This is a genomic window from Candidatus Omnitrophota bacterium (genome assembly GCA_014728045.1).
Classification (GTDB): Bacteria; Omnitrophota; Gorgyraeia; order Tantalellales; family Tantalellaceae; genus WJMH01.
Window position 1 is genome coordinate 84,919 of sequence record WJMH01000007.1, and the last position, 16,896, is coordinate 101,814.

A 16,896-nucleotide genomic window follows, 5' to 3' on the forward strand; every position below is an offset into this window, starting at 1 on the left:
TGCTTGTTATGACAACTTCTCTTTCACGATCCTGCTAACAGTCTTCCCGTCAGCCCGTCCCGACACGCGTCCGAGAACTTCCCCCATGACCTTGCCCATGTCCCGGGGCGAAGAAGCACCTGTTTTATCTATCGCCTCATTGATTATCCCTATCAGCTCTTCCTCGGGCAACTGTTCTGGCAGATATTCATCCAGTACCTTCATTTCTGCGGACTCTTTGTCTACGAGATCCTGTCTTTCTCCTTTTTTGAACTGTTCTATGGATTCTTTATGTTTCCGGGCCATTTTCTGTATAACGGAAATGACCTGCTGGTCACCGAGCTGGTCTACCCTTTCTGCGATCTTTTTATTCTTGATCTCGCTCAGTACCATCCTGAGAACGGATACTTTCGTCTTATCTTTTGCCTTCAGCGCCGCGGCCAGGTCTTCCGTTATCTTTTTTTCCAACATGGCATATTACCTCACATGTTTTGATGTGCTGTTTACGTTTATGTGTAGAGAGTTTGAATTTAGCGATAAAGTGCCTTACGGGATCCAAGTAATCAATAATGAGTTTTCCGGCAAGGTGGTCGATCTCATGTTGCACTGCCTTGGCTTCAAGGGCATCCAGCCTTTTAATGAAGAATTCGCCCCTTGCATCCTGAGCCCGCACTTTGACATTAGCAGGACGAGAAACGTTGACCAGAACGCCAGGCAGGCTAAGACACCCTTCTTCCATGCTGGTCTTGTGGTCGGAAACTTCGATGATCTGCGGGTTAATGAAATTAACTAGACCCGAACCGGTGTCCATGACGAAAATACTGAGACCAAGCCCTACCTGCGGCGCTGCAAGACCGATGCCCTGGTTCACATACATAATGTCCGCCATAACACGCAGGATCTTATCGAGATCTTTATCGAATTGCTCGACCGGTTTGGTCTTGATCCTAAGACACGGATCGGGATATGTTTTAAGTTCTAGCTGCTCCACTTATTTAGACTTACACTGGTTGTTCTTGCCGAGAGCGACCTTCCTCATATTGAAATTATGGCGTTCCTTGGTTTCCATAATGCAATAAGATAGGATGACAAGCCCGTCTCCTACCTCGCCTTTTCTTGCAGCGGGGCCATAGAGTATTATCTTGCCCGAATTCTCCTCTTCTTCTATCACGTAGGTTGTCAGACGTTCGCCGTTGTTGGCATTAAGCACCTGGACCTGTTCGCCCGGCATAATATCAGTTGCGTCAAGTATCGCTTTATCTATACCAATGCTTCCGTTATATTCAAGATGTTTATCCGTAATCGAAGCATTTGTTATCTTGGACTTGCAAAATATCCTTAACATAGTTGAGAGCTCCCATGCGGAAAAGACCCCAAGGCGGCATGATCACTTTATATTCAGATCATCGGCACTTTTGCCCATTGGTCTTTTGCTTATATTCGTCAGATTGTCTCCATCAAAGTAAAGGTACAGGTCATCCGAAAGATATCCGGCATTCATCGGCAGGGCCGATACTGTAGCTTTGTAGAACCATTCCTCCCTCGGCTCTTTCCATTCACCGGACTTTACCATACGTTTGCCGTTCGGCTCCCCGTACATATCCTCAACATGATCCTTCGTCATACCAAGTTCAAGCCCTCCGTTACCCAGAGGTTGTTTAAGGAATTCGTCCGTGTTTGGCGACTCTATTCCGGAACAGCCCGCAAGCATAAAACACACTAACACAACGGCAACTAAATCGGGATACTTCAAGTTACACCTCCGGGAAGATTAAGTGCGCTCCTTGTACGTGGAAGAATACAGAAGGTCACATAAGTATTTCAAAAATACGTTCTTATTCTCATCTTTGATCTGGGTTATCTCTATACCGACATCATAAGGAGCGTTATCTTCCAGGCTGGTCTTTGTCTGCCAGATAACCTTTCCCACGAGACCAATGGGTTCTTCGCTCGTGGGAAGATAAAGTGACATCTTAAGGTCCTCGTCCTTCTCAAACTGCTTATCCACCGTAAATCGCAGACCCACAGGGGAAACGTTCTTTGTAACGACCTCCTCCTTGCGTCCATCAGTGTTAACAATGACCTTCAGAGGTATTTCAACTCTTATGAAACGTCTTCTTTCGGGTAACTTCAGCTTCATATTATCCCTAAATTTAATTGAAAGCGAGCGACATCAACATGTTCAGAGCGCTCGCTTTCAAATTTGTTAAACAAAAAATAGAAAGAACTGACAACTACCTGCCCAACAAAATTATACATATTGTAACATATAGACTGAGTTGAACTAAACTTAAAATCAATCGCGTGCCGCGGGCATATCCGGTAAAACGGCAGGTTCCTCGTATCCACCTATTGGGAAAGTCGCCAGATCCGCTGCTCCTGAAACAGTCCTCGCGAACGCCCTGCAGACACCCTGCCATCCGCCCACCAAAAGACCGGTTATGGGATTGCTCGCTTTTGTCTTGTCAACCACACCCCTGGGGATTTCGCTCCATCCGAAAGCGAGGTTCATAAATCCCCTTTCGGCCTTCTGTATCGGTCCTGCGGGATATCCCGAAGGCGTTTTGGCAGAAGAAGCCGGCATTCTTTTCATTTCGGTCTTTTCCGGCATATCAGCAGCGAATGCGGTGAAAGTGATAGATAAAACTAATATAGCGAGAAAAAAAACGGTTAAAAACTTTTTCATCTCCACCCCCTTAATTATTTGTCTGAAATATAACATAATATAACCCAAAAGTCAAATAAACCATAATTAATAATATTATATAGTATAGCCATTTACGGCTGTGGAGCACTCTTGGTTGGCTCCGCCGGAACGGGCGCGGAACTATCGTGTATCCATTTACTGATCGTACGCAAAACATCCGGATTTATGAGAAACTCCCATGAATCATCTTTTGCGGCCATTGCCCCCATATACCGTCCCGGATAACGAAATTCAGCGACTTTGTTGAGTTTATTCTTCTGTTTAAGCGCAACTTTTAGTCTGGCGATCAACCTCGGATCAAAATATTTATCGTCCCGACCCACAACCAGGAACAGGGGCTTATCATATGACAACATAAGTTCATACGGTTTTCTTTCGATGAGCTGCCTGTATTCTCTCACGGGCATTTCCATCCCCATGAAATATGTCACATTTTCACCGGATTGCAAGATCGATAAAAGATGTTCTCTGACCATATCCGCGATGGTTTGCATGAACTGGTCATCCAAGGGGCCTATACCCTGCTCTTCAAGCAGTTTTTGCACGGTTTTCGACAGATCAGTTTCCGAAAGTATCTCTTTTTCAAATCCAGTGGGAAGGCCCAATAATATGCAGGAATGGATATTTTCATCCAAGTAAGCGGTCTTGATCGCTATGAACCCGCCTTCAGAGTAGCCTACAAGGGACACTGAAGCGGCATTGGCCCCGGGTTGCTGGCTCAAGAACCGAACTGCGTCCTTTATAATCGCAATCCGCTTGCCGTCATCCATACTGGAAAAAGATCCCTGGCTTTTCCCCTGCCCCGGCCCGTCGTAAACCATAGCAATTATGCCGTAAGTTGACAAGTTCCTTGCGATCGCTTTCAGCATGGACCTCTCTCCGGTGGTAACAGGACCGTCCTCCGGTATAAGTAGAACGGCAGGAAAGGGTCCCTCCTCTGCGGGGGGATACCAGATCTTACCCGAAAGGATAAGATTGTCGCTTTCGAAGAAAACTTCTCGTGAACCGTTGATCTTTCTATCAGGACTTTTGTGAACGTCAGTTCTTTCAGCAGCCCGCCTCTCCGCATCCGAGTGCTTTCCACCGAACAAAGAGCCGCCTTTTTTCAGCAAATCCACCCATTCACTGAATTTCTCCATGAAAGGCCTGAGCCGTTTTCCGGGTCCTTCTATATATCCGATAAGATCGAATCTCATCTTCCCCTGTCCTACATCAAGTGCAAGCACCCGGTGGCCATACTTTGAGACAACTACCGTCGCCTCGGGTATACCCCTTGCGCTGATCTTGTAGCTTTCCCCCTCTATCCTTCTGCCCATAACGGGTATATATTCGTCACGAAGATACCTCACCTCTATCTTTTCACGCAAAGGAGGTATCGGACTTTCCGGTGGGATCATGACCTCGAAGAACTGAGCGCCTTTTTTCCAGTAATTGTATTTCTCCATGAGCGGCATATATGACAGGACATCCCGAGGCGAAAAGATCATTGTCTTTTCACCGGTTTCAAACTCCTTAAGGGTTATGTACCTTGGGTGTTCCAGATAGAGGAAATCCGTCAATTCATCATTCTGGTCGAGCATGATGATACGTTTCCGCCCGCGAGTGCCGACAGACTCACTAGTGAACTTAATAGGCATCTTTGTCCTCTTGTTAAGGAAGAGTTTTTCGCTGGTTGTCGGGTACCCCATTGAATACGGAAAAATAGAAGAGCTCTTAAACACTATTTTGTTCTCGGTAACGTACCTGTCGACCTTGACGGAACCGTAAAGCCTCCCTCCCACGAAGACTTCATAGGCGAAATTCCTGTGACCGCTCATATCGATGTATAAAAATGCGGTCACGAAAAGTAGTATTACAAGAATGACCGCTGCGACGAAGGATATGACGAGCTTTTTCATATTACATCCAGCCCCACTACGGAGCATGTTAAGGTCAGGTTGCCGTAGGAATCGCGCTTTGCGAACCTTGACTTCCTTGAAACTTCTGAGATAACTTTCTTGGGACAATTTAGCAACGGATAAGCGAACGAGATCTCCTCGCCGGGAGAAAGTATGTTCTTCTTGGGCTGTGTCCCGAAGAACACCGAAGGATCCCCGTAGGGCTCCTCCCCCAGGGGATAGAACCAGCGCCTGTAAATCACGTTGCCGTCGGGTTCCTGGATATATACTTCCACTAAAAGTGAAGTGATGGTCTTATCGGTGTTATTCTTTATAGTACCCTCGAAAAGCGGTTTTCCCGAAAAGGGCTCCTTCTGTTTCATTCTAAGGCTGACGTTCTTTATAAGAACGTCGCTCTTAAAAAGTTCCGCGGTAAGTTTATATATTGAATTACGGTAATCCAGCGCGAAACTGTCTTTTTTCCACTGGATATACAGCATGTACCCGGCAAAGGTGGCCATAAGCACGACCGATATGATCAGTGAAGAGAATATGGCTACCAGTATATGCTTCTTTTTAATTGGCATGGCAAGTAAATCCAAAATAATCGCTTGTAAAAGTGAAATTAATATTTATCATCCAAAGGCTCTAATGTCAAGAGCCGTCATAAATCTTTTCGATCCAGCGCATAAAGCTCTCGCACCTCATTAAAGTAAGCTATGGACTCCTTGGACGCGTAATCCGGATAAGTCCATGGCCAGCTTTTAAACGTTCCGCCCTGATAATGAAGAGTGGATTCGGCGAATATGTTATTGCCAATATGTATCCTGTGACTGTAATCCTTGGTCGTAAGGAGTACTAGCTTGGCTTCAGTAACATAGCCGGGGTCTATATTGAATCTCCTTTTACCATCCTGCCTGAAACCGTCTTCGATCCTGTTCGCAGCTATCTTGACCAGAGGCATTTTCTCTAGCCCCACAGGTCTCTTGAAACATATAAATCTGCGTTCAAGGGGCTTGCCGAATTCCTTCTGGTAATAATCGGTAAAATCGAAGGGAAGTTTCCTCGTCAGGCCCTCCAGGAAGCCGAATTCGTCCACAAGAGAACTCTCGACCCAGGAGGTGGATTCACCTTCTCTGCAGATGATACTGGCGATGAGTTTGACTGGTTTTTGATCGACGATAACGCCCATGCTAATATCATTCCCCGATAACCTGAACAACGAGTTCACGCCTGCGAGGACGCGTATCAAAGTCGCAGAAAACGATCTGCTGCCATGTTCCCAGGGTCAACTGCCGGCCCGTAAAAGGAACCGTTATGGACGGCCCCATAAGTGAAGCCCTGACGTGAGATGATCCGTTATCATCGTGCCAGGTCTTTGCGTGGTGATATGTTTTATCAGAAGGGGCGACTATTTCAAGTGCCTCGCGAAAGTCCTTCACCAGGTTAGGCTCAAATTCAATGGTCGTGAGGCTACCCGTAGACCCAGGATTGAAAATGATCATCGATCCGTTATCCAAACCGGTCGAATCCAGTATTTCGCGGCAATCCGTTGTTATATCTATAACATCGGTATTTCCCTTGGTATCAACAGAAATACTTTTGGTAATAACCATAGTAAGGTCAATTGCCTTTGGATTCGATGTATTTTACCAGGATATCCCTCTCTTTGGGGAGTAGAGAGCTGAAAAAGATCGCGACATCATAATGTTCTACCCGTCCGTCCTTCATAACAGGATGTTCCCTTACGACAACGCCGTCAATGTTCATGTTGAGCGACCTCGATGATCTGTTTTTGCCGGGTATGGTGAGAACGACCTGCACCTTAGTCATGACGGGAATCTTTTCGGCAACTTTACAGTAGACACCTGATGCGCTTACGTCAAGGCTCTGAGTTATGGCGTTAAAGCCGTCACCGGAGAGTTTTATTGATATGTCCTTATCCTTTACACGCGGATATTTACGCCTTTCGGTTTTTTGGGCCATTTTTCCTCCAAGAAATGTTATTTATCTTTTCACGACGCTTTTGACAAAAAGATCTTATCCGGGCGGCCACTCGAACTTCCTGCCGCCAAGAAGGTGTACATGGATATGGAACACTTCCTGACCAGCATCCTGATTACAGTTTATAACGACCCTGTAACCCTTCTCCGCCACATCGCTTTCGCCGGCTAGATCCTTTATCTTTACAAGGATACGTCCGATGAGCGAAGCGTCTTCATCGGATACGTCATTCAGATTTGCTATATGTTTTTTCGGTATGAAAAGAAGATGTACCGGCGACTTGGGATTGATATCCTTGAAAGCTATCATTTGATCGTCTTCATAGACGATATCTGCCGGTATTTCTTTATCAATTATTTTACAAAATAGACAATCTTCACTCATAACAAGATTATTATAACATGGCAGAAGTATTTTTCAATGCATTCATTACGGCTTTATTCTTCAAGGAAGTGTTCTACATAAAAAAAGACCCAAGGTCCGATCTTCATAAAAACGAACCTTGGGCCCATGATCCACTTATGGAAAGATCCTATTCCTTGGGACCTTCTTCAGCAGCCTTCTTTGCTTCTTCTTGGGCCTTTTGGGCCTCTTCCTCGGCCTTTTTGCGATCTTCCTCAACCTTACGCTTAAAGCATTTTTTCGTGCAATAGAATCCACCGTTCCTGTAATACCAAAGGCGCTTCCTCAAAGGTTTACCGCATCCGGCACATTCGGTGGGTTTAGGCGGCTTTGTGGCCTTGGGCTGGCTTGATGGTCCTTTCTTGGACTCTTCAGTTTCTTCCTTCTTCTCTTCTTCCGCGGGTTTCTCTTCGGCCGGCTTCTCTTCCTTCTTTTCTTCTTTCGTGGGTTTCTCCTCAGCCGGCTTCTCTTCCTTCTTTTCTTCTTCCGCGGGTTTCTCCTCAGCCGGCCTCTCTTCCTTCTTTTCTTTTTCCGCAGCCTTCTCAGGAGCTTTTTCTTCTACAGGTTTTTCTTCTTTGCCGGCTTCTTCAGGTGTTTTCTTTTCATTTTTTTCTTCATTCGAAACCATTATACTCCTCCAATTCCGTTTATTTTATATCAGCACCGGAAGGCATTATCCAATTCTGATAGATGTACTCCAGTATCCTGCCCCTGTCGCCGTTGCATACTTTATGGAATTTCATCCCGCTTTTCCGATGAACGTTATCAGCTATGGGATCACCTGACCATGCGATCTCCCCCTGCAACATGACGGGCACATTATCGCCCGGTATCATGAGCTCTATTTCGACCTTCTCCCCCGGGGAGAAAGATTCTTTGCTAAGCAGGCCTATCCCTTCTTTACTGAAATTATTGACTTTTAATTTCCGCTGAACACCTTTTCTGTGGCATATTGCATCCAGCAGGACATTGAATCGCATGTACTTTCTTTTTTCTTCTGCCATTTGTTCCTCGTTAAAATCAAATATTCCGGTTAAAGCCATAATAACAGAAAAGGGACGATGTGAAATCGCCCCCTTTCTGTATATCAATCTAACCTTTGGTGCATTATTCGCTGAACACAAATTCCGGTTCGAGAACAGGCTGGTAGTCCTCAGGTATCGGAAACGGGAATGTCACTGTTTCATATACACCAGCACCCGTCCTGACTATTGTCATACCGACGCCTTTGGCCAGACCCATCGTAAGCCCGGAAAGTACGTTTTCTTCAACACTCGTATCATAGATGTTCTTAGGAAGCTCTACCCAACCCGTGAGAATGTTGGCCAGACCTCTGCCAAGCTTCTTCGCAGGATCCTGTGCATAACACTGGGTAGCCATACCTACCATCGCTATGATGACAAAACAAATCATTAAAGTTTTTATCGCCTTCATGTTTTCACCTCCTCCTCAAAAAAAAATACAATTTATAAACATCTATTATTAAAATTACCAGAAGTATATCATGGGTATATTGGTATGTCAAGTTTTGGCCCTTAATATATCTTCGACCATCCTAGAAATCCTGAGACGGTCCTTTTCGGATATGTCCGTGAACTCTATACCCATGTCATACCTCGGCTTCTCCTCTCCGGTTGTAGGATGTCTTTTTACGACCCAGACCACCGTACCGCCGCATCTGAACGGCTCCTTGTCTTCCTGCAGATATATCTCCATCGAAACATTCTCAAAGAGCTTGAATTCTTTCTCGAGCACCACGCAAATGCCACCGGCACCGATATTTTCAGTAAAAGTTTCAATAAGTTCTTCCTTGCCGCCCCTCGAAAAACGAATACGGCATTTGTAACTTATCCGGGGAAACCTTCTCTGGTCTATTCCATCCCACATCATAACAATTAAATATTACCTTAGTATTCATCCAAATTCAAGCGCTTCGTCGAAACTTACCAAGGGTGCTCTCAGATTTCGCTTTACAGCAATATCTAACGAGGTATAATACTATTGTAAAAGGAGGTTGTCCGCTAGATGTATCTTGATTTTTTCGGCCTTAAAGAAAACCCTTTCAACGTCACCAGCGACCCGGATTTTCTTTATCTTAGCCATACCCACAGAGAAGCGCTGGATCACCTTCTCTACGGCATACATGCCAGGAAAGGTTTCATCGAAATAACCGGTGAGGTCGGTGCCGGCAAAACTACATTATGCAGGGCTCTTATCAAGCAGCTTGACGAAAAGACCAAGACCTCACTCATCTTTAATTCGAGCCTGCCGGAAACACAGCTACTTGAAGCTATAGTAACTGATTTCGGTATCGAACCTGAAAGACGCAACAAAGTGGCATTCCTGAAACAGCTTAACCAGTTCCTTCTGGAAGAACTCGCACTGGGCAACAATACCGTTCTTATAATAGATGAAGCTCAAAACCTGCGTAAGTCAACTCTCGAGACCATTCGAATGCTGTCCAATCTTGAAACAGACAAGGAAAAACTGCTGCAGATAATACTTGTGGGACAACCGGAACTTCATGACAAGCTGAATTCCCGTGCCCTTGTACAGTTGCGCCAGCGAATAAGCGTCCGGTTCCACATCAGGGCCCTTGAACGGAATGAACTCGACGGATACATACATCACCGGCTGGCGATCGCGGGCTCTTCACAGAGCATAAGTTTCTTTCCCGAGTCCTGCGACCTTATATACTCATATTCCAACGGAATCCCTCGTCTTATAAACCTTCTCTGCGACAAAGCGCTGCTGATGGGGTTCGTGCAGGAGACACATGATATAGGTCCGGGCGTGATCGAAAAGAGCATAGAGGAAATAGAAGGACGGTACAGTATCGCATTATGAGCATAATAGCCAAGGCATTGCAAAAAGCCCAGAAGGAACGGGCTGAAAAGATTAAACGCGAAGAAGAAGAGCTCAAAAAGGTCCGGGCCGAAGCTGCCGCCCGCATGCAGCGCATGGAAAAAGCCGCTGGCCCCGAAACAATCGATAATCCCGGACCCATTCAAGAACACACAGCAACCTCTAAAACAGAAAAAACGAACAGAAAAAAAAGCCCCCATGCGCATTACCTTATAACCATCGGTATAATAGTAGCCTCCGGGGCCTTCATCCTGTCTTTCCTTCTTTTGCGACCCTTTTTAGATAAACGGGCTGGAACTTCCGAACAAGCACCTGAAGTCACAAGAGCGGGCTTGAACGAGGCTGCTGAGCGGACAGCGATCCCAGCCAAAGAGAACGCCAAAAAGAATGAAATGCCTGTGGCAAGTGAAGAGCTTGCTCCTACGGCTAAAAATCCTGTCCCGGCGCCCGAAGCATCTGATCTGCCCCAGATAAGCGGTATAATGTATTCCCCCTCTGCGCCCCAAGCTATCATCGGCGGCGTCCTCGTAACCGAAGGTGAGACCGTCAACGGTTATACCATTATCAGGATAGAGCCTTCGGTAGTGATCATATCCTCACAGGACAAGGAATACGAACTTCATATGCGTTAAGTTCAGGAATAATTGTTATCTCGAGAGATTCTCCCTGATCGTCTCCGGGATGGAGATAGGTCTGCCGCTGCCATTGACGAAAACGTGCTTCGTATAGCCTGTTGTAGTGATCGCACCGTCCCTGGTTATCTCATACTCAAAAACCATCCTGGACCGCACTATGTCGCTTAGCCTGGTTTTGACCCTGACCACTTCGTCATATCTGACCGGAGCCCGGTAGACGCAGTGAGATTCGACTACAGGCAGGAATATCTTTTCCTTCTCTTCCAGGTCCTTATATACAAGACCCCTTGACCTGAAATATTCGGTACGCCCCACCTCGAACCATACCAGGTAATTAGAATAATAAACGACCCTCATCTGGTCTGTTTCTTTATATGTGACCCTGTGTTCTATGGTGTGCTCTCTCACTCTATCCTTCCAGTACCTTTATATGGACCTTCCTGGTGCGAGGCCCGTCATATTCACAAAAATATATTCCCTGCCAGGTTCCCAGGACCAGTTTACCGTTATCTACTATGACCGAAACCGAGATACCGGTAAGAGAAGCCTTTATGTGGGAGGGTGAATTTCCTTCCATATGGCTGTAATCCAGTCCTTCGGGAACGATCTTGCCAAGTCCCATGAGAAAATCGGATTTGACATCCGGGTCGGCGTTCTCGTTGACCGTCACAGCAGCGGTGGTGTGGGGCACGTAAACCATACATATGCCCTCTTTTGCGCCGCTTTTTCTGACGGCGTCGGCCACCTGTGAAGTGATATCAACGATCTGGTCTTTCCGTGAGCTCTTGACGTTTATGGTGGTCATGTTACGGGGTGACATATTCTTTGACAACGGTCTTGATCAAAAGGTCCGGTATGTCTTCGACCACTTCGACCTTGCCTATTTTTCGGGGTAATACCATGCGATTACCACCTTTGGTGAATTTTTTATCATACTTATAGGATTTCAGGATTTCCTTTAGCGGGATCTTCCTGACCCTGGTCGGCAGACCCGTCTTTCTTAAGAGTTTTACCAATCTCCCGAGCTGCTCATATTTCAGCATGTCAAGCCTGACTGCTATCTCGCATGCCAGCAGCATGCCAATAGCCACACACTCGCCATGGTTGTATCGTTTGGAATATTCCGAAGCGGCTTCAATGGCGTGCCCCAGAGTATGACCGAAATTGAGGGCTATCCTAACGTCCTTAAGGTCGTACTCATCCTTTTCAACGACACGGGCCTTGATCGACACGCAGTCGGATATAATTTTCTCAAGAGGTTTTTTCTCCAGCATCAGAATGCGTTCGATGTTCTTCTCAAGATATCCAAAAAGGGAAGGACTGCTGATCACTCCATACTTTATAACCTCCGCCATCCCGTTACGTATCTGTTTCTTTGGCAGCGTATTAAGCAGCTCCGGGTCCATAAGGACCGCTCTGGGCTGGTAAAAAGCGCCTATAAGATTTTTCGCTTCCGGAAGATCGATACCGACCTTCCCGCCAACCGAAGAATCCACCTGCGCCAGGAGAGTTGTCGGCACCTGAATGAGTGGGACCCCCCTTCTATAGGTTGCTGCGATGAAGCCGGCCAGGTCACCTACCACCCCGCCTCCGAGGGCTACTATCAATGGACGGTGAGTTCTGGTCTTTTTGCTTATTTTCTGGACAGAATCCCGAAAAATGGAGATCGATTTTGATCTTTCGGTAGCCGGAACGGATATGGTGACAAGCTGGTTCTTGACTCTCTTCAGTACCGGGTTTATTAACGCGGAGGTTTTGGACTTGACCTTATTATCAGTCACGACCACTACCGGGCCGGTGTGGTTATAGGAACGTAATAGTTCCGGCAGCTTTCCGGCGGCACCGGAACCTATAAGTATATCGTAGCTTTTTTCCGCAAGGTCAAGTCTGATTTTCTTCATGGTCCCGTCAAATATAACACATAAAACATCAAAAGGCAAAAATCAGGATATGTACTCCCGGAGAAGACTCTGGGGAAAACCTATATCCTTGACGACCACCTGCCCGCAAACTTCAGGACCATCCTGGAGAAAGAACCCCTTCTTGGCGAGACCGAAGGTGACGGTCTTATCCGCCCGGAAACAACCCGAAGCGGCCTTACCTGTAGTGGCATCCAGTCCGGAAGGAACATCTACAGCATATACTTTAACCGGACCATTATTCACCATTTCAGAGACTTTCCTTATTTCCGGACGCAGGTCCCCTTTGAATCCCGTACCGAATATCGAATCGACCACAATAGTAGGACTGTTGTCCGCAACAATGAACTTATCAAATGGTTTTACGCTAATCCCCATGTCAAGGATCTTCTTCAGATTATCAAGTGCCGCCCCCTCTTTGACGGATGATCTATCTGTAATGTAAACGGTAAGTTCGCCTGGGATTTTTTCGGTCAGATACCTGGCAGCGACAAAACCGTCCCCTCCATTGTTACCCTTACCACAAAGCAGCGCTATTTTCCGGGAGCCTGTTGGATAATTATCGGCCAGAACCTCCTCGGCGACAGAACGCCCGGCGTTCTCCATGAGAAAAGACTGCGTGATGCCGTATTCCTCCCGGGCTTTTCTGTCTATTTCGGACATCTCGCGGGATGTAACGCTTTTTTTCATGAAATATATGTCTCCTCCAGGATAAATCAAAGAGGCAGAGATGAAAATTCTCTGCCTCTTTTTAATCTGCAACCCATACCTCCGAATCCTATGATATCGGCGAGCCTTCAGGGACATCACGTTCAGGCACAAGCAGCACTGGCTTGCCGTCATCGCTGGCGGCAAGCAGCATTCCGTTGGACTCCTCGCCCCTTATGGTCGCACTCTCAAGGTTATCAATGACGATAACCTTTTTGCCCACCAGATCCTCCGCCGAATACTCTGAACGCAAGCCCGCTACGATCTGCTTTGTTGCACATCCCGTATCGATCGAAAGTACGTAAAGCTTATCGGCGTCGGGATGCTCCTTGACCTCTATCACCCTGGCAACACGAATATCAAGTTTTTTGAAATCTTCGTAAAGCACCATATGGGCCCCCGTTATTTTTTCTCTTCTTTTTTTGCTTCGGCTTGGGGCTTCTTCTCGCCAGCACCCTTTTCGGCAGCTGCACCTGGAGCAGGCACCCCTTCTGCTGCTGCGGCCTCGGCTTCTTCAGGTTTTTCTTCGGCAGGCCCCTTGGCCTTTTTAACCTTGAACTTTATGCGTTTTACCTTTGGCAGGCCGTAGATCGAGTCCTTTTCCTCGTCCCACTTATCCTTATCGGAAAGTTCTTTGATCTTTTCGTATCTTTTCAGAACGGAACGAAAAGCACCTTCGCCCTTGCCTCCTTTTAAACTTGGATGTTGTGACATCTGTTTCTCCTCCTTGGATTTATTCTTCCCGATGATCGGGATCTTATTTTAAACGTCTTATGTAACAGTCCTTATAGTCTGCGCTCAAGAGCCTTTTGGCTTCCCTTGCGTCCTCGATAGTAGCGTACCCAGATGCGTAAACCTGGTACCAGGAGCCTTTTTTGTTTATTCCCGCCTGTATGTCGTTCCTGCGGAGCCTTTCAGCTTCTGTTTCGGCATTCTCCCTGTTCTTGAAAGAAGCAAGCTGGATAACGTATTTTTTTGTGTCATACTTTTCATCCTGCTCGGTCGGTACTGGCTCTTCTTCCGGGAGCTCCTTCTCCTTCAGCTCCTCCACCTCTTCTTCCGTCTGAGTTTCAACTACCGTAACCGTCTGTTCCTCAGCGATCGGTTTATCTCCAGCTTCCTGCGCCGCGACAGAAGACATCGCGTAGTCCTTGCTTTCCGGAACATCACCTGCTATACCAATGAGCCTCTTGCCCCTTTCGACCCCGGCAGCATATGCGATTATTATAAGAACCAGCACGCTGATAGAAATAATAACAGCGTATTCAACCGGTATCTTTAAATGGGGCAAGAATATACGATCGGGGTGCCGCCTCGGGAAAAGAGGTTTTCTTCCTTTTTCTTCGTATACCTGCCCTTCAAAAAAATCCTTCTGGAAGTCTTTTTCGGTCATTTGGGCTTATATTTTAGCATATTGCCGTTAAATAGCAAGGATAGTATTATACTGATTTTTATTTAACAGGCAAGAGTTTAATTGACATGTAAATTATTTATCTAATGGTAGATGTGAATTCCTTGGCCCGGATCTCGATCTGGTCGGAGTATGCCCGAAAATCATACAGGGTCACCCTCTGGCATTCGAGAACAAGCAGAAAGGATATATTGTCGTACCTCTGGCCGGGACCGAAAGGATCGGCCAGAGAATCTGAAACGGACTCGGTGAGGTCTTTCGGGGGATCATCGGCGCTGGCTGGTTTTAATTTATCCGCCTCTTCAGTTGACGAAAACGATACATCCTGGAGCACGCAACCCATTCGCAGTTGCATGCTCTTGAGGGATTCCTTCATTTTGAAATCCATTAGGACCGTCTGTGCCTTTACCAGAAGTTCGTCCTCTTGCGAAACCAGCGCAATATCCTCTATCCGGCTCTGCCCCAGAAGATTCCCCGACCATTTTCCGTAATTCAGATCATAATCGGTCAGGCCGTTGATGCAAAGAGTCGCGACCCTGTTAATGTTGATGTATAGGATTCCGGCGAGCAAAACAAAAAAAGCCAGGACGATCAGATATCCCAGTCGGGCAGAAGCTTTTTGACTACTTAATATCTTCATCTGGCATCAATTCCTGGATAATGTTCATTATATCTTCGTCACGGGTATAGCAATAACCCCGTGTCGAGCCCTCAGCATCCCGGTTAAGCACTCCAATTTCAACCAATTGGTCCAGTGCCTCCTGCACCTGATCGGTGTCTTTACCAACCCAGGCAGCTATCCCCTCAGCGCTATCGACGCTCCTCTGGTTCTTGTAAAAGAAACGGAGGATATCCCTGTAGATCTTTTTTTCTAAAAGTTCCTTGAGCGTATTTTCCATTATGATTTTCCCAGTTCTTTCTTCAGCAACTTCTTGACGTCTTTGCGTTTTACAGCATCGCAAAAGACCTCGACTATCCCGGGATCGAACTGCGTGCCGGCGTTGCGTTTTACTTCCTTGACTGCAGCGCTTATCGAAAGGGCCCTTCGATAGGGCTTTTTCGTTATCATCGCTTCAAAAGCGCTGACAACGGCAAGTATACGTGCCGCCAGGGGTATTTCCTCACCCTTTAAGCCTTTAGGATAACCGCTTCCGTCATAATTCTCATGGTGGTAAAGAATGATCGGAACGATCGGCTTCAAGGGCTTGAACTTTGAGAGGATGTTCGCACCTCTAGAAGGATGTTTCTTGATAATATCAAGTTCCTTGCCCGTCAACTCTCCCCTTTTCATGAGCACCTTTTCAGGAATACTTATCTGGCCGGCGTCATGCAGCATAGCCGCGTATTGCAAAAGCTTAATTTCCAGTTCGTTCATGTTATATTTGCGCCCGATGATATTGATCAGTTTCAGGAAAGACCCTTCGGCTCGATGTGTCCCATGCGGACGGGATTCCATAAGATGAGCGATACACCTTATGCTGCTCATGGTAAGGTCTTCCTGTTCACGAAAAAGCTGAGCGTTCTTAATGGCTATCGCCGCCTGTTCGGCCAGGGTCTTCATTATCTCTTCGTCAAAAGCACTGAACTCCTTGCCATCGAGCTTGTCATAAAGAGTTATGACACCGACAACATCCTCGTCTATCATGGGCGTGGCCAGATAGCGCGCAGACCGGACGGACATACACTGCTTGACAGCTTTACCGGGGGCGTATTTGCCTATCACCACCTTCTTCAGCTTTGTCTTTTCCTTGCGCAGGTCCACCGTGGCCACCGGCAAAAGCACCTTCCTCTTCCTGTCCACCAGTTTTATCGAACAACGGTTAGACCTGATCACCTGCAGGGAAAGCCTGGCTATCCTCGGCAACAGCTCGTTGATATCAAGCGTCGAGGACATTAACCTGTGTACCGTGTGCACCGTTGACAAAGCCACGGCTCTTGGCCTTATGGTCTTGTTGATCTCTTCCAGCTCTATCTCCTTCTGACTCTCTCTTATAACCGCGTCGGTGAAGGACGTGAATATGACCTGAAGGTCCTTTGGCATCGGCTTTTTGAGACCCGCAAGGATTATAAAGCCTATCACCTCCTCTTCTGCCATAAGAGGATAACAGACCCCGTGCATCTTTCCGTATCTGAACTTCTCAAGGGACATGTCTTTTTTTGACTTTTTTATGACCTTGAGTATGTTATTAAGTTCTTTTTGAAGCGTCCTAGTGTTTTTCACGCAGCTTTTCACGCTTTTGCCCAGTTCGGTGTTCTTAAGCTCGTTGACGCCACCGGAAAAAAGTGGCAGGATCGTCCATACGGGATTCTTTAGGTACTTGGTGAATGCGTCGATCTCCCGCCTAAGATCCCAGTTCTCTTTCAACTTATCGAACAATTTTTCCATTAT

The 16,896-nt window shown here is 46.7% G+C and carries 28 protein-coding genes; 2 read left to right on the forward strand and 26 right to left on the reverse strand.

Annotated elements, in window-relative coordinates:
• Positions 1-6 precede the first annotated feature (6 nt).
• From GF409_01760 to GF409_01835, 16 genes are all read right to left on the reverse strand, one after another.
• Positions 7-450 (reverse strand): GatB/YqeY domain-containing protein, encoded by a 444-nt coding sequence (locus tag GF409_01760; protein ID MBD3425940.1) that lies wholly within the window; start codon positions 448-450, stop codon positions 7-9.
• The gene (def, locus tag GF409_01765; GenBank protein ID MBD3425941.1) at positions 395-970 is read right to left on the reverse strand and encodes a peptide deformylase; all 576 of its coding nucleotides are present in this window, start codon (positions 968-970) and stop codon (positions 395-397) included. Before def ends, GF409_01760 begins: the two co-directional genes overlap by 56 nt.
• The gene (locus tag GF409_01770; GenBank protein ID MBD3425942.1) at positions 971-1,324 is read right to left on the reverse strand and encodes an aspartate 1-decarboxylase; all 354 of its coding nucleotides are present in this window, start codon (positions 1,322-1,324) and stop codon (positions 971-973) included.
• Between the two features lie 42 nt (positions 1,325-1,366).
• Positions 1,367-1,732, reverse strand: a complete 366-nt coding sequence (locus GF409_01775) for a hypothetical protein (protein MBD3425943.1) — start codon at positions 1,730-1,732, stop codon at positions 1,367-1,369.
• Between the two features lie 18 nt (positions 1,733-1,750).
• Positions 1,751-2,119 carry a hypothetical protein gene (locus GF409_01780; GenBank protein MBD3425944.1) on the reverse strand — a complete coding sequence of 123 codons (369 nt, stop codon included), beginning with the start codon at positions 2,117-2,119 and terminating at the stop codon, positions 1,751-1,753.
• A gap of 156 nt (positions 2,120-2,275) precedes the next feature.
• A complete protein-coding gene (locus GF409_01785) occupies positions 2,276-2,701 on the reverse strand; it encodes an exosortase system-associated protein, TIGR04073 family (GenBank protein MBD3425945.1) in 426 nt (141 codons plus the stop codon).
• 56 nt (positions 2,702-2,757) lie between these two features.
• Positions 2,758-4,584 (reverse strand): hypothetical protein, encoded by a 1,827-nt coding sequence (locus tag GF409_01790; protein MBD3425946.1) that lies wholly within the window; start codon positions 4,582-4,584, stop codon positions 2,758-2,760.
• Entirely contained in the window at positions 4,581-5,150 is a 570-nt protein-coding gene (locus GF409_01795) for a hypothetical protein (protein MBD3425947.1), read from the reverse strand. The genes GF409_01790 and GF409_01795 overlap by 4 nt, the downstream gene beginning before the upstream one ends.
• 77 nt (positions 5,151-5,227) lie before the next feature.
• Positions 5,228-5,794 carry a DUF4416 family protein gene (locus tag GF409_01800; GenBank protein MBD3425948.1) on the reverse strand — a complete coding sequence of 189 codons (567 nt, stop codon included), beginning with the start codon at positions 5,792-5,794 and terminating at the stop codon, positions 5,228-5,230.
• Positions 5,763-6,179 (reverse strand): YjbQ family protein, encoded by a 417-nt coding sequence (locus GF409_01805; protein MBD3425949.1) that lies wholly within the window; start codon positions 6,177-6,179, stop codon positions 5,763-5,765. The genes GF409_01800 and GF409_01805 overlap by 32 nt, the downstream gene beginning before the upstream one ends.
• 7 nt (positions 6,180-6,186) lie before the next feature.
• Complete coding sequence (locus tag GF409_01810; protein MBD3425950.1) at positions 6,187-6,549, reverse strand: hypothetical protein; 363 nt, start codon at positions 6,547-6,549, stop codon at positions 6,187-6,189.
• Positions 6,550-6,603: 54 nt separating this feature from the next.
• Positions 6,604-6,951 carry an HIT domain-containing protein gene (locus GF409_01815; protein ID MBD3425951.1) on the reverse strand — a complete coding sequence of 116 codons (348 nt, stop codon included), beginning with the start codon at positions 6,949-6,951 and terminating at the stop codon, positions 6,604-6,606.
• Between the two features lie 148 nt (positions 6,952-7,099).
• Positions 7,100-7,597 carry a hypothetical protein gene (locus GF409_01820; protein MBD3425952.1) on the reverse strand — a complete coding sequence of 166 codons (498 nt, stop codon included), beginning with the start codon at positions 7,595-7,597 and terminating at the stop codon, positions 7,100-7,102.
• 19 nt (positions 7,598-7,616) lie between these two features.
• On the reverse strand, positions 7,617-8,012 hold the full coding sequence (locus tag GF409_01825; protein MBD3425953.1) for a hypothetical protein: 396 nt from the start codon (positions 8,010-8,012) through the stop codon (positions 7,617-7,619).
• Between the two features lie 64 nt (positions 8,013-8,076).
• Complete coding sequence (locus GF409_01830) at positions 8,077-8,403, reverse strand: exosortase system-associated protein, TIGR04073 family (protein MBD3425954.1); 327 nt, start codon at positions 8,401-8,403, stop codon at positions 8,077-8,079.
• Positions 8,404-8,490: 87 nt separating this feature from the next.
• Positions 8,491-8,859 carry a hypothetical protein gene (locus GF409_01835; protein ID MBD3425955.1) on the reverse strand — a complete coding sequence of 123 codons (369 nt, stop codon included), beginning with the start codon at positions 8,857-8,859 and terminating at the stop codon, positions 8,491-8,493.
• A gap of 135 nt (positions 8,860-8,994) precedes the next feature.
• Between GF409_01835 and GF409_01840 the strand changes: the two genes are divergently transcribed.
• Both GF409_01840 and GF409_01845 read left to right on the forward strand, forming a co-directional pair.
• The gene (locus GF409_01840; GenBank protein ID MBD3425956.1) at positions 8,995-9,816 is read left to right on the forward strand and encodes an AAA family ATPase; all 822 of its coding nucleotides are present in this window, start codon (positions 8,995-8,997) and stop codon (positions 9,814-9,816) included.
• Complete coding sequence (locus GF409_01845) at positions 9,813-10,466, forward strand: hypothetical protein (GenBank protein MBD3425957.1); 654 nt, start codon at positions 9,813-9,815, stop codon at positions 10,464-10,466. The genes GF409_01840 and GF409_01845 overlap by 4 nt, the downstream gene beginning before the upstream one ends.
• Before the next feature lie 15 nt (positions 10,467-10,481).
• On the opposite strand, the gene GF409_01850 is transcribed toward GF409_01845, so the two are convergent.
• The 10 genes from GF409_01850 to GF409_01895 all read right to left on the reverse strand — a co-directional run bounded on the left by GF409_01850 (position 10,482) and on the right by GF409_01895 (position 16,893).
• Positions 10,482-10,877, reverse strand: a complete 396-nt coding sequence (locus tag GF409_01850) for a YbgC/FadM family acyl-CoA thioesterase (GenBank protein MBD3425958.1) — start codon at positions 10,875-10,877, stop codon at positions 10,482-10,484.
• 1 nt (position 10,878) lies between these two features.
• Positions 10,879-11,274 (reverse strand): YjbQ family protein, encoded by a 396-nt coding sequence (locus tag GF409_01855; GenBank protein ID MBD3425959.1) that lies wholly within the window; start codon positions 11,272-11,274, stop codon positions 10,879-10,881.
• 1 nt (position 11,275) lies between these two features.
• Entirely contained in the window at positions 11,276-12,370 is a 1,095-nt protein-coding gene (gene aroB, locus GF409_01860) for a 3-dehydroquinate synthase (protein ID MBD3425960.1), read from the reverse strand.
• A gap of 42 nt (positions 12,371-12,412) precedes the next feature.
• Complete coding sequence (locus GF409_01865) at positions 12,413-13,231, reverse strand: NAD(P)H-hydrate epimerase (GenBank protein MBD3425961.1); 819 nt, start codon at positions 13,229-13,231, stop codon at positions 12,413-12,415.
• A complete protein-coding gene (locus GF409_01870) occupies positions 13,167-13,487 on the reverse strand; it encodes a methionine--tRNA ligase subunit beta (protein ID MBD3425962.1) in 321 nt (106 codons plus the stop codon). Before GF409_01870 ends, GF409_01865 begins: the two co-directional genes overlap by 65 nt.
• An 11-nt stretch (positions 13,488-13,498) precedes the next feature.
• Complete coding sequence (locus GF409_01875) at positions 13,499-13,810, reverse strand: small basic protein (GenBank protein MBD3425963.1); 312 nt, start codon at positions 13,808-13,810, stop codon at positions 13,499-13,501.
• 43 nt (positions 13,811-13,853) lie between these two features.
• Positions 13,854-14,489, reverse strand: a complete 636-nt coding sequence (locus tag GF409_01880; GenBank protein ID MBD3425964.1) for a hypothetical protein — start codon at positions 14,487-14,489, stop codon at positions 13,854-13,856.
• 97 nt (positions 14,490-14,586) lie between these two features.
• Positions 14,587-15,147, reverse strand: coding sequence for a hypothetical protein (locus GF409_01885; protein ID MBD3425965.1), 561 nt, complete (start codon positions 15,145-15,147; stop codon positions 14,587-14,589).
• On the reverse strand, positions 15,131-15,406 hold the full coding sequence (locus GF409_01890) for a hypothetical protein (GenBank protein MBD3425966.1): 276 nt from the start codon (positions 15,404-15,406) through the stop codon (positions 15,131-15,133). The genes GF409_01885 and GF409_01890 overlap by 17 nt, the downstream gene beginning before the upstream one ends.
• The gene (locus GF409_01895) at positions 15,406-16,893 is read right to left on the reverse strand and encodes an HD domain-containing protein (GenBank protein MBD3425967.1); all 1,488 of its coding nucleotides are present in this window, start codon (positions 16,891-16,893) and stop codon (positions 15,406-15,408) included. The genes GF409_01890 and GF409_01895 overlap by 1 nt, the downstream gene beginning before the upstream one ends.
• Positions 16,894-16,896: the final 3 nt, after the last annotated feature.